Below are 13,050 nucleotides of genomic sequence, written 5' to 3'. Positions count from 1 at the left end.
GTTTCTTTTTCAAACTGTCTACAAACACGGTCACAGTTCAAGGGAGCCCTGAGGGTCTTTTCTTTGAGGAGGTAAAAATGAAAGAAACAACTTCGGATAACGGCCATTTTCATATGAAACTATCAATAATTTTTACTAATGCAGGAAATACTCGATAAAAAACAAATTTATTTAATATGCTAATGTATATTTCAGAAAAATATTCGGGGATTTAGAGGGGGGTATAATAATGAAAAAATTGATATATTTCACTCTAATTTCGATTGTTGTATTTACCTGGTTATTAACATCAAACTTTGAATTTGGAAAATATGACAATTTTGAAGAAGTACTTAAAAAAGGAATCCCCTATAAAATCCTAGATGTAATCCACACCCAAAAAGTTGATAATATTACAGTAGTCATGTATATCACTGAACATGTTTCAGAGGAATATCCATCCAACAAATTCAATCCTATAGCAATTGCTTTCCTAAAAGGAAACGATGTTGATGGCTGGGAAAATATCGGATCTAACGGATGGGAACATCAAAATAATGATAATATGACAGTTTATGAGAAAAGTGCTGGTTACAAAGAAGGTAACGAAAGATTGTACGTGACGTTTGGTGAAATAAATAACTCAGAGATCGAAATAGTAGAAACAAAGACACGAATAGAAGAAAACTTCAAGAAAGCGAAGATAATAACAAATGATGGTAATCGTTATTATTTTCAAGTTGATCCACAGGATATAGTAAGAGGGTTATCTAAAGAAGGAAACATAGTAGAACAGCATGGTAAATAGAAATGAACTAAGAATAAAGGACCTCATCTTTATAGGTGGGGTTTTTATGTTGGCGAAGGGGTTGATTAAAGTTGATTGCATTAACTTCAGATAACGGCAATTATTAGAAGGATAATATATACAGATTATTCATATAAATGGTATATTGAAATAGCCCGTTGTAAAATTATTCTTTTTTATTCGTTGATGGAACGCCGTGTGCGATGAAAGTCGCACGCACGGTGTAGTCTCGAACGAAAACCCTCACATAAAGAAGGGAATAAGTCGAGAATAGCTACTATATTGACCCAACACTGATTACTAGACCTAATGCAATTCCGCAAGTAGATGGACTTAAGCCCGGCTCTGTCAACGAAATTGTAAGTTGGAGGGGGTATACCTATTGGTCGTATACTCCTAGTGATAACAGCATGATATTGATTGTTGTGGCTTTTGATTCCAACAACAACTTAGTAAAGCGTTGGGAAGTTCCTGGTTATCGGTATCCGAAAGATATTGAAATCGATACCCAAAATAAAAAGATAACGTTCATTATGGAGCAATCGAATTATGGTGTTGGTTCCTTTCCTGTTGACTTTGATTGGGATGAATTACAGATCGACTAGTCAGAATTAGGAAAGGTGAGAGTCTACGATATCTTCAATGAATCGTTCATCAACAACCCTTAGGGAAACCTAGGGGTCTTTTCTTTGAGGAGGTAAAAATGAAAAAGATAACTTCAGATAACGGCCATTTTCAGTATAATCACTTTAAAAGCTTTAAAATAAACTGACAATTTCTAAGGTTTTTGTTATCATAGTCGATAAATGGAAAAAAATTCAATAAGGTGATTTTACCTTAAAAAGGAGTAAAAATGAATACAAATACTCAAATGGATCCAATAGAAAACATTCTTACAATTGATTGCAAAGATATAATTTTGCGTGAGTATAGAGTTGATGATTTGGACGCTATTTATTCACTTACCCAACAATCTGAAATAATGGAATTTTTACCTGATTGGAATGCTCCTAAGGAGCAGCGGCTAAATTGGTTATTGAATTACGAAACAAAAGAGAATAAACAGTTTTTAAAAAAAGTTTCAGAAGATGGAAACATTGGTCAGCTTCGACTACGTTTAGGAATTATATCAAAGGAAACCGGCGAGTTTATCGGTTGGTGTTGTACTGGAATAAAGGACGAATTGCCTCCACCGAACAGAGAGATTATGTATGCGATATCAAATGAGTATAATAATAAGGGGTATACCACCCAAGCAGTACAAGGAATCATTAAATATTTGTTTGAAAACACCAATGTAAAGGAACTTATTGGAATAGCTTTGATTCGTAATATTGCCTCAAACAGAGTATTACAAAAAACTGGTTTCGAATTTCTAAATAATATCGAGATTGAAAACGAGAAATATAATTATTACAAAATTAGTAAGAGTATATGGAAGACAAGTTATGGTTTGCACGAAGCAAGCAATTAAACCTGTAGCTTCTATTAAAAAAGCGCGACAACCAATAAGGTTGCCGCGCTTTCGTCTGTTATATGAATCTTACGCTTCTTGTTTTTCATTCATCAATTGGCGCAATACAGTTTGCAGGATACCGCTGTTGCGATAGTAGTCTACATCAACTGTACTGTCCAGACGAACGATTACTTCGAATTCGAAAGTAGTACCATCTTCGCGAGTTGCGATAACTTTCGTTGTTTGACCTGGTTTTACGTTGTCATTGAGACCAATGATATCAAAGGTTTCAGTTCCAACGATACCTAGTGTATGCCAGTTGGTACCTTCAACGAATTGAAGTGGCATAACTCCCATTCCTACAAGGTTAGAGCGGTGAATACGCTCGAAGCTCTCAGCGATAACTGCTTTTGCACCTAGTAGGAATGTACCTTTCGCTGCCCAGTCACGAGAGCTACCTGTACCGTATTCTTTACCAGCAATAACAACAAGGTTTTGATTATCACCTTGATACTTCATGGAAGCATCGTAGATGGACATTACTTCATTTGTTGGCAGATACGTAGTTACGCCACCCTCAGTACCAGGAGCAACCTGGTTACGGATACGGATGTTAGCGAAAGTACCACGCATCATAACATCGTGAGAACCACGACGAGCACCATAAGAGTTAAAGTCTTTGCGTTCTACACCATTTGCCATTAGATACTGACCTGCTGGGCTAGTTGGTGAGATGTTACCTGCAGGTGAGATATGGTCCGTTGTTACGGAGTCACTTAACAGTGCAAGGACGCGAGCACCTTTGATTTCACCAATGTGTCCAGCTTCGCTAGCTAGATTTTGGAAGAATGGAGGTTCTTGGATATAAGTAGAGGAAGCTTCCCACTCATACAAGTCACCAGTTGGTGCATCGATTTGGTTCCAACGCTCGTTTGCAGTAAATACTTGACCATATTCTTTTTGGAACAGTTCAGGATTTGTTGCTTTTTCCATTGCTGCTTCCAATTCTTGTGGAGTTGGCCAGATATCTTTCAAGTAAACTGGTTCACCGTTTTTATCTTTTCCTAGTGGCTCAGTCGTCAAATCGATATCAACTGTACCTGCTAGGGCATATGCGATCACAAGTGGAGGTGAAGCCAGATAGTTCGCTTTTACTTGAGCATGGATACGGCCTTCGAAGTTACGGTTACCGGATAGAACTGCTGCTACTGTCAGATCATTGTCTGCAATTGCTTGGCTAGTTTCTTCTGGCAATGGACCGGAGTTACCGATACAAGTTGTGCAACCATAACCTACAACGTTAAAGCCCAGTTGGTTCAAGGACTCCATCAATCCTGCATCCTGCAAGTATTGAGTAGCTACACGAGAACCAGGAGCGAGTGAGCTCTTCACATAAGCAGGTTTTGTTAAACCACGCTCAACTGCTTTTTTCGCTACGATACCAGCGGATAGCATAACGCTTGGGTTAGATGTATTGGTACAGGAAGTAATCGCTGCGATAACGATTGAACCCGTTTTCAATACAGCTTTTTCCCCAGTTGGATATACTACTTCTGCAGAAGTTTGGATTTTTTCATCACTTAGACCGAAACCACCTTTTTCAATAGGGGTGCGGATGCTGGAATTGAAGGATTCTTTCATATTAACCAGCTCAATACGGTCTTGCGGACGTTTCGGACCAGCAAGGCTCGGTACTACAGTAGACATATCAAGGGTTAATGTCTCAGAGAAGATTGGATCTTCTGTCGCGTCTGTACGGTATAAACCTTGAGCTTTGCTGTATGTTTCAACCAATTCAATCAAGTCTTCGCTGCGACCAGTTTGACGCAAGTAGCTAAGTGTGCGGTCATCAACAGGGAAGAAGCCCATTGTTGCACCGTATTCTGGAGCCATGTTAGCTACAGTTGCGCGGTCAGACAATGTGATGTTAGACAGACCAGGACCGTAGAACTCTACGAATTTACCTACAACGCCTTTTTTACGCAGCATTTGAGTAATTGTTAAAGCAAGGTCAGTTGCTGTAGCACCTTCAGATAGTGTACCAGTTAGTTTGAAACCAACTACTTCTGGAGTTACGAAGTATAGCGGTTGACCAAGCATACCAGCTTCTGCCTCGATACCACCAACACCCCAACCAAGAACACCAAGACCATTGATCATGGTAGTGTGGGAGTCAGTACCTACCAGAGAATCTGGATAAGCAAACGTTTCGCCCTCGATTTCACGAGAAGCAACTACGGATGCCAAGTACTCCAGGTTTACTTGGTGAACGATACCAGTTGCAGGAGGTACAACACGGAAATTATCAAAAGCAGTTTGGGCCCAACGCAAGAAACGGTAACGCTCTTGGTTACGTTCAAACTCTAAGTCCATATTAAGAGTTAGTGAATCTTGAGTACCGAAGGAGTCAACCATTACAGAGTGGTCAATAACGAGATCAACAGGTACAAGTGGATTGATTCGTTTTGGATCTCCACCGTTACGCTTCATTGCAGCACGCATGGAAGCCAAGTCTACTACGGCAGGTACACCTGTAAAGTCTTGAAGAACAATACGAGCCGGCATTAAAGGAACTTCTTGATTGCTATCGCGACCTTTTGTCCAGTTAGCAAGCGAATTAACATGTTCCTTAGTAATAGCACGACCGTCAAATTGACGAATAGCTGCTTCTAATAGGATTTTGATAGAGAAAGGAAGCTTGCTGATTTCACCTACACCTTGCTCTTCCAAACCTTGAAGTCGATAGTACTTGTAGGATTTGTTACCTACTTGCATGGACGATTTCACTTTGTATGCATCTTGTAATGCCACAATAATAACCTCCTTTAAGCAAATATGATTCCGTCTTTTCTTACTGTATCGGAAAGTATAAACTCCGAGGCCTCTCATCCCGATACGCATGAAAAGCATCCGCTGATGAAGGACCAGCTTCTTCGAAAGGCTTCAATAGAAGCTTTTCATATTCCTTACCCGTTTGTTCCACTAGATGAAACGTCGTTTCGTTTCTGTTGCAAATTTATTATACTCCAAAGGTCAAGACACTTCCACCCCATTTTCACAAAATAGTAACAAAATTACCTAATTGCCGATAAATTTGGCGTATAAGCTACGTGCAACAGTAACATCATCTGTACCTTGTACAAGCAGTCGACCATCTCTGAAAAGAACGAGCGTGTATGCATCATGATAAAATCTAAGCAAAAATCGATTTCTCTCCACCTTTCCTAATGGGGATAAACGCTCTTCCCAGACAGAGAGATCAAAGGCTATTTCTTCACGTGGGGTAAGCTGTACAGTATCTCGTCCACACAACGTTGTTGCCATTTCATCGTCTTGATTGGTCTCTAAATAAAAATACTTACCTTCTGCACAGGTAGGACAATCTTTACGCCTTGCTGTTGTTACTTTCATTTGCTGATGGGTGTTCTTCCACAAATCGACGTACTCTAAATTGGGGTTAAAAGCATCTTCTGCTTGTACGAGTATTTTGAGTGCTTCCGTTGCTTGGTAAGAGGCAATGATGTGAATAATTGGACCAATTACGCCAGCAGTATCACAGGTGGCAGTGGTACCTGGGGCAGGAGCTTCGGGAAAAAGACAGCGAAGACACGGTGTTTTCCCAGGACGAATAGAAGTGAAGCTTCCTGTTGCGCTGACCGCTCCTCCATAGACCCACGGAATGCCATGTTTCACAGCTACATCATTAATGAGATAACGCACTTGAAAATTATCGGTGGCATCCAGTAGCAAGTCTACATCTGCCAAGTATTTTTCTGCGTTATAAGCTGTTAGATCAGCGACGATTGGTTCTAGCGTTACATCTGAATTAATTTTGCTTAATTTTTCATAGGCAGCAATTGCTTTAGGCAAGTGTTGTTTGGCATCCTCTTCGTCGAACAGCATTTGACGCTGCAAATTACTTGCTTCCACAAAATCACGGTCGATAAATCGGACAAACCCGACGCCAGCACGCACCATATGATTGGCAAGTACAGTACCAAGCGCACCCATTCCTACGATGGCAATGCGGCTTTCACGCAGATGTGTTTGTCCTGATTTTCCGATAGGAGCGAACAGAATCTGGCGAGAATAACGTTGTTCCAGCATGTCTACGTTCCTTTCTCTATATAAATATAACTCTCTATTATTTCAGAGTGAGAGTAAATCTACGATAGTTCAGAAGTGGGATTCCAAGGACCTAGCTGGTGCCCTTTCCACTCACTACCGTCTTCCCAGATCTCCTTTTTCCAGATGGGTACAATCTGCTTCAATCGTTCAATCGCATAGCGACCTGCTTCAAAAGCGTCGTTGCGATGAGGAGAGGAGACAGCAATAACAACGGCAATCTCTTCAATATCCAATTCGCCAATACGATGGTGAATGGCAATCCGAATATCTTTCCAACGTTCATGAATCTCTGTTTCGATCTGTTGCAATTTTTGGACAGCCATAGGTATATATGCTTCATAAGAAAGGGAGACCGTACGTTGACCTTGCGTCATTTCACGTACCGTACCCACAAAGGTGAGAATAGCCCCGCAATTTCGATGTGATACGAGTTTCATTAACGGCTCTACCTGTAGAACGTCATGGACGATGGCAAAACGAGTCTCTTCACCACCACTAACTGGGGGAAGGATAGCGATTTCGTCCTGTGATTTTATCTGAGTCGTCGGGTCTGCATATTCCTGATTTACAGAGACAAAGCAGCTTGGTAAAAGTTCAGCCAAGGCAGGATACTCAGCTCTCAGCTTTTCAAGCAGATCTTGCACGCTAGCATGTTCAGTGATTTCTATAGATAGCTGGGAAGTCCCGGCACGTTCAGCCAGCCCAGCAAATAACAATATGGTTACAGGTACTTGCATGGATTCCACCTCATTTTCTTCAAACATCGATCTCTTTTGAACATACCACAAACAGTAAGGCAAGCCAATGACATGCATTGTATGAGAGAACATTGATAAATGATCAGGACTCAGTTAGAGTAAAAGAAGCTTCAGGAGATAGAGGATGATAAACAGGTAACTGACCCGATGGAGGGGACTATATATGGAAGAAAAAGATTTACTCACACATTTTAACGAACAAAATCGTGCGCAAATGGTTGATATTTCTGATAAATCAATCACGAAAAGAACTGCGGTTGCCAAAAGTAAGATTGTCATGAAAAAAGAGACATTGGAACGGATTAAGGCAGGACAAATCAGTAAGGGTGATGTATTGGCAGTTGCTCAGGTTGCTGGGATCATGGCTGCCAAAAAAACCTCGGATATCATACCTATGTGTCACCCGCTTGCACTGACGGAGGTAGATGTTAGCTTTGAATATGAAGGAGAAGATACTCTCCATGTGCAAGTGAAGGTAAAAACAACAGGCAAAACCGGTGTAGAAATGGAAGCATTAACTGCCATTAGTGCGGTGACGCTAACTGTATATGATATGTGTAAGGCTATGGATAAGGAAATGGTGATTGGTCCCACGTATCTAGTAGAGAAGACAGGTGGAAAAAGTGGAGATTTTGTCCGGAATACTGATGTATAAGTCAAAAAAATGAAACTATCGGATAGAGGAAAACGTACTTCTTAACGTAGAGATTGGAAAGTATATCCAATAATTGCGGTAAGGAGTTCTTTTTTTGGGAAAAGTAAAGGAAGTAGCAATTGAATTGCACTTCTATAGAGATTTTTCAAAAAAACTTATTCGGAAAGGAAATTTTTTAAAGAATGCTTCGTAATTAGATCATGGGGGCAAGGAAAACAGGATGTTAACGTTTATTACATCTACAGCTAGAGAAAGTACTTGCGGATGTATGTTCAAAGTGACATAATATTTCGCGTGGCGAAATACTTTTGCAAGGAGGCACTTGTATTGTTATGAAACGGCTGAGTGATCAGTTATCGGAATCATGGAAGCTATACATGATGATTTTTGCATTGGAGCTATCCAAAAGTGGCATGACCAAACCTCAAATCATGGTCATTCACCAACTGAAAGAAGAGCCACAGACCATTGGAGATATTAGCAAAAAGCTAGAACTTTCTTATAGTACGGTCTCAGGTATCATCGATCGGCTGGAAAAAGCAGATTTAGTAAAAAGGCGTCGTGATCTAAAGGATCGGAGGCTTGTTTGGGTGTCACTTGTACATACTTTTTCGGAACTTCAGGCCCGCTTTCCTTACCTCAAACAAGAGTACCTTCCCAACATCTTTCACGGGATGAACGAGGAAGAGAGCGAAGAGATAACCCAAGCGTTATCTGTGGTTAATATGTATCTTACAAAAAAATATAGGAGTTTATTGAAGGAGAGAGGAAAAGTAGATGAACATTTCGAGGTTTGCGATTAACAGACCCGTATCCATTGTCATGCTAGCATTGGCAATCATCATCTTTGGATTCGTGTCCCTGCCTAAGCTGGCAATCGAGCTCTATCCAGAGATGAATTTGCCAGTTGCAGTTGTTGTAACGACAGTAGAAGGCGGCAACCCTGCATCGGTAGAGAAACTGGTCACGAAGCCAATAGAGGAAGCATTAGGGACAGTTCCCAACGTGAGTACCCTTATGTCGATTTCCATGAGTGGAGCATCTCAGGTAATTATACAATTTAACTGGGGAACCGATATGGATCAGGCCACGCTGAATATGCGTGACAAGGTGGACCAGGTACGAGGATTCTTACCTGATAATGCAAAACAACCACGGGTACTGAAGCTTGACCCGAATAGTGAGCCGATCATGGTTATGTCTATGACTGGTTCTGAGGACATTGTGCAGTTAAAAGAGTTAGCAGATAATGTAGTTAAGCCTCGTCTAGAACGTATTGAAGGAGTTGCTTCTGTAGGTGTAAGCGGTGGCCAGGACCAAATTATTGAAGTAACGCTTAACCCTGACAAAACAACTGCTTATGGAATTAGTTTGGATGCTGTGCAACAAGCTCTGGCTACTACCAATGCTTCTGGCGCAGCGGGGATGGTACGTGACGGGGACCAGAAGTTAAACATTCGTGTTGAAGGTGAATTTACTTCTGTGAAAGACATTGGAAACACGCCAATTCGTGTGGGTCAATCAACGATTCCATTAAAAGATATCGCAACTATTGAAGATACATTTAGAGAACAAACCCAATTTTCATATTTGAATGGTAAACCAAGCGTAGGTATCACCATTACCAAAGCTTCTGGTGGGAATACCATCGAAGTTGCGGATGAAGTCAAATATGAGCTTGAACAATTACAATCCAAATTACCTGCAGGAACCAATGTTGGAATGGTATTAGACTCTTCCACATTTATTAAGGATTCTGTATATACTGTAGCAGAACATGCTGTGCTAGGTGGCGGTTTTGCTATTATCATCCTGCTCCTGTTCTTAAACAGTGTTCGCTCCGTTCTAATCATCGGTGTGGTAATCCCGATTTCGCTTATTTCTACATTTAGTTTGATGTATTTTACAGGTCAAACGATCAACCTGATATCTCTAAGCGGTTTAACGCTTGGACTTGGATCACTGGTTGACTTTGCCGTTGTTATATTAGAGAACATCTATCGTCACCGTCAGCAAGGAAAGTCGATGTTGCAAGCTGCACGTTTTGGTTCTCGTGAAGTTGGAACGGCAGTTATGGCATCTGCTTTGGCCCAGATTTGTGTATTCTTGCCTATCGTCTTTGTTGAAGGTCTTGCATCTCAATTGTTCGGACCGCTGGCACTGGCAGTTGTGTTCTCGCACATTGCCGCACTGCTCGCATCCATTGCTCTTGTACCGATGATGGCTTCACGTATGCTGAAAAAAATACCGGATGAAGAGTTATATGAACCAGGACGTTATAAAGGATATAACCCAATTGTCTGGTTTAACGTAGGATTTACCCGTATAGCTAGTTGGTATGGACGTATGCTTAAGTGGGCGATTAACTGGCGTAAAACAGTTTATCTCATCGTGGCAGCAACCTTTGTTGGTTCCGTGTTCCTTGTGCCATTTATCGGGGCAGAATTCATACCGAGTATGGATCAAGGTAAAATTGATGTATCTGTGAAATTGCCTAATAGCTCACGTGTTCAGGAAACATTAGGCATCGTACAAAACGTAGAAAAAATTGTGAAAGAAGTACCAGAAGTAAAAGAGATTTCTGTTAATGTAGGTAGTTCAGGGGTTTCTGTCCTAGCGAGTTCAAGTTCTAATCAGGGTTCGCTCCAGATTACTCTGGAAGGAATGGAGACTCGAACACGAAGTACCGATACGATTATTGAAGAGCTTCGCGAGAAATTGTCTGGTATCGCTGGAGCAGAGATTACCGTTAAACAGATTGACATGTCCGGCGGTATGACAGGCTCACCAATCTCCATCAGTGTACGAGGCGACGATATTAACGTGTTGGAGGATATCAGTAACATTGTAGCTGGTCAGATAAAAGAAATTCCAGGTACACGAAATGTTACAACTAGTTTGCAAGAGAAAAATCAGGAATTCCAGGTGCTTGTTGATCGGGAGAAAGCTAGTGAGTATGGTTTAAGTACACAACAAGTAATCTCCTATGTAAGTACGGCTTTCGAAGGTAAGGTTCTTACCCGTTACCAAACAGGTGACGATGAGATCGACGTTCGAGTACGCTTGCCAAAAACGATTCAAGACGAACCGAAATATTTAGAGAGACTAATGATTACAACACCTACTGGGTCACAGGTATCAATCGGATCAATTGCTACGATTCAGAAAGCCGGAGTGGCTCCAGTAATCAACAGAATAGATCAGACTCGTGACGTAAGCATAACAAGTGATATTTCAGGTCGTGATTTAAATAGTATTAATACCGATATTCAAGCCAAACTGGCTGAATTAAATTTACCTGATGGATACAACATTGAATTCGGCGGACAGACAAAGGAAATGATGGAGTCATTCACCAGTCTGGGACTTGCGATTGTTCTCTCCATTGTTCTGGTGTACATGGTAATGGCAAGTCAGTTTGAATCCTTATTCAGTCCATTTATCATCATGTTCTCTATTCCGCCTACATTTGTAGGGGTAGTACTTGGATTATTTGTCACAGGGCAACCGCTTAGTGTTCCAGCCTTGATAGGTTATATCCTCCTGGTAGGTATCGTAGTTAACAACGCGATTGTTCTCATCGACTACGTCATTACAGCACGGAAAAATGGTCTGGAGCGAGATGAAGCGATCCTTAAAGCAGGTCCAATTCGTTTGCGTCCAATCTTGATGACGACCTTAACCACTGTACTTGCCATTTTCCCACTCGCTTTTGCAGGTGGATCTGGTAACGAAACGATGGCTCCAATGGCGATCGTCGTAGTATTTGGTCTTAGCTTCTCAACATTAATTACATTGTTCCTTGTTCCCGTTGTTTATGTAACCTTCGATAACTGGGGACGCAAGATTAAAGGATTATTTAATCGTAAAAAGAAAACTGCTCTGACAGAAGAAGTATAAGGTAGGAAAGAGGGAGGATATAAAATGATTAAATCGAAATGGAGTATGTCGCTTGTTCTGGTAGCAGCGCTGGCTGTGACTGGATGTACCCAACAGGCAGCAACACCTCCTCAGGAAAATCAGGAAGAAAAACCTGTTCCTGTTCAAATAGCAGCTGCGGCAAATGAAAGTGTCTCTTCTGGAGCGGGATATACAGGGAAATTGGCACCTAGTCAGGAAGTAAAAGTAGCACCAAAAGCTGGAGGGAAAATCACATCTCTAAACGCTAAGCTAGGTCAACATGTATCGAAGGGATCCGTATTATTTACCTTAGATCAAGATGATCTGCGCAATGCGCTAAAACAGGCAGAGGCTCAGTATAATGTAGCGGTTGCCGGTTTGAACCAAAGTAATACCAGCACAGAGCAAGGCATTGACCAGGCTAAAAATGGTTTGGCACAAGCAGAGCGTGCATTAGAGGATGCAAAGAGAGAGGCAGCCAGGAGCGCACAGCTTTTCTCAGAAGGTGCAATCTCAGCACAGCAAAACGAACAAGTACAAACTGTATTGAGAAATGCAGAGATCGGCTACAATAATGCTAAGCTTGGTCTTGATTCTGCAACCAAAAAATCAGGGGTTGTCGTATCCGAAGCCTCTGTGAACCAAGCAAAAGTTGCTTTGGCAAATGCAAGAGAGCAATTAAGCAATGCAACGGTGACAGCGCCAATCTCTGGCTACGTATCCCAAGTTGGAGCACAGGTTGGTGAGATGTCTTCCATGCAAACCCCAGTTGTTACACTGGTTAATACCAATCCATTGGTAGTGAAAGCTAATTTGGCAGAGGACCAGATTACCAAAATAAAAGTAGGGCAACAAACACAGATTGAGCTTCCAGCGTTAGATAAAAAAATTGATGCTACAATCACTGCTGTAAGCCCAGTTATGGATCAAATGCTAAAAGCATATCCAATCGAGATTACTGTTCCTAATCCGAACAATGAATTAAAGTCCGACATGGTAGTAAATCTGACAATTTTAGCCCAAAGTAATCAGGAAAAAACAGGTGTAGCGATACCTCGTAAAGCTCTGTTCGATGAAAATGGTAAGTCGTATGTCTATAAAATAGAGGGCGATGTTGCCAAGAAAATTGAAGTGGTAACTGGTGAGGAATCAGCAGAATTAATGGAAATTACTTCAGGAGTTACGGCTGGAGACCAGATCGTTATCAGAGGGCAAACTTTGCTTAAGGATGGCTCTAAGGTGACGATTCAAAAAACAGATTGACAGATAGCCACAAAAGTCACTACTATAAAATCAATGTTTTAACACGTATTTATGACTCCTTTCTCCCTTTTGGGGAGAAGGGGGTCTTTTCCATAGTGAGCTA

Annotated in this window: 10 protein-coding genes; 7 read left to right on the top strand and 3 right to left on the bottom strand. The window is 41.2% G+C overall.

Annotated elements, in window-relative coordinates; translation table 11 throughout:
* Positions 1 to 229 precede the first annotated feature (229 nt).
* From LM917_RS22175 to LM917_RS22165, 3 genes are all read left to right on the top strand, one after another.
* Complete coding sequence (locus tag LM917_RS22175) at positions 230 to 787, top strand: hypothetical protein (protein ID WP_232699893.1); 558 nt, start codon at positions 230 to 232, stop codon at positions 785 to 787.
* Between the two features lie 410 nt (positions 788 to 1,197).
* Positions 1,198 to 1,392: a hypothetical protein gene (locus LM917_RS22170; RefSeq protein WP_232699892.1), complete on the top strand. Its 195-nt coding sequence runs from the start codon at positions 1,198 to 1,200 to the stop codon at positions 1,390 to 1,392.
* Positions 1,393 to 1,640: 248 nt separating this feature from the next.
* Positions 1,641 to 2,261 carry a GNAT family N-acetyltransferase gene (locus LM917_RS22165; protein WP_232699891.1) on the top strand — a complete coding sequence of 207 codons (621 nt, stop codon included), beginning with the start codon at positions 1,641 to 1,643 and terminating at the stop codon, positions 2,259 to 2,261.
* A gap of 69 nt (positions 2,262 to 2,330) precedes the next feature.
* Here LM917_RS22165 and acnA read toward each other — a convergent pair whose 3' ends face one another.
* The 3 genes from acnA to moaD all read right to left on the bottom strand — a co-directional run bounded on the left by acnA (position 2,331) and on the right by moaD (position 7,108).
* Positions 2,331 to 5,054 (bottom strand): aconitate hydratase AcnA, encoded by a 2,724-nt coding sequence (acnA, locus tag LM917_RS22160; protein ID WP_309241974.1) that lies wholly within the window; start codon positions 5,052 to 5,054, stop codon positions 2,331 to 2,333.
* 267 nt (positions 5,055 to 5,321) lie between these two features.
* A complete protein-coding gene (locus tag LM917_RS22155) occupies positions 5,322 to 6,350 on the bottom strand; it encodes a ThiF family adenylyltransferase (RefSeq protein WP_232699890.1) in 1,029 nt (342 codons plus the stop codon).
* Positions 6,351 to 6,409: 59 nt separating this feature from the next.
* Positions 6,410 to 7,108 carry a molybdopterin converting factor subunit 1 gene (gene moaD / locus LM917_RS24520; protein WP_255668517.1) on the bottom strand — a complete coding sequence of 233 codons (699 nt, stop codon included), beginning with the start codon at positions 7,106 to 7,108 and terminating at the stop codon, positions 6,410 to 6,412.
* 184 nt (positions 7,109 to 7,292) lie between these two features.
* Here moaD and moaC point away from each other — a divergent pair, with 184 nt between their 5' ends.
* The 4 genes from moaC (at position 7,293) to LM917_RS22125 (ending at position 12,947) form a co-directional block, all read left to right on the top strand.
* Positions 7,293 to 7,784: a cyclic pyranopterin monophosphate synthase MoaC gene (moaC, locus tag LM917_RS22140; RefSeq protein ID WP_232699889.1), complete on the top strand. Its 492-nt coding sequence runs from the start codon at positions 7,293 to 7,295 to the stop codon at positions 7,782 to 7,784.
* A 332-nt stretch (positions 7,785 to 8,116) separates the two neighbouring features.
* A complete protein-coding gene (locus LM917_RS22135; RefSeq protein WP_232699888.1) occupies positions 8,117 to 8,587 on the top strand; it encodes a MarR family winged helix-turn-helix transcriptional regulator in 471 nt (156 codons plus the stop codon).
* Positions 8,562 to 11,684 carry an efflux RND transporter permease subunit gene (locus LM917_RS22130; protein WP_232699887.1) on the top strand — a complete coding sequence of 1,041 codons (3,123 nt, stop codon included), beginning with the start codon at positions 8,562 to 8,564 and terminating at the stop codon, positions 11,682 to 11,684. Before LM917_RS22135 ends, LM917_RS22130 begins: the two co-directional genes overlap by 26 nt.
* 24 nt (positions 11,685 to 11,708) lie before the next feature.
* A complete protein-coding gene (locus tag LM917_RS22125; protein WP_232699886.1) occupies positions 11,709 to 12,947 on the top strand; it encodes an efflux RND transporter periplasmic adaptor subunit in 1,239 nt (412 codons plus the stop codon).
* The last annotated feature ends 103 nt before the right edge of the window (positions 12,948 to 13,050 follow it).

Source organism: Brevibacillus daliensis, from assembly GCF_021245735.1.
In the GTDB taxonomy this organism is placed as follows: Bacteria; Bacillota; Bacilli; order Brevibacillales; family Brevibacillaceae; genus Brevibacillus_B; species Brevibacillus_B daliensis.
Note: the sequence above shows the minus strand (reverse complement) of the source record. Positions and strands in the feature narration are given on the sequence as shown.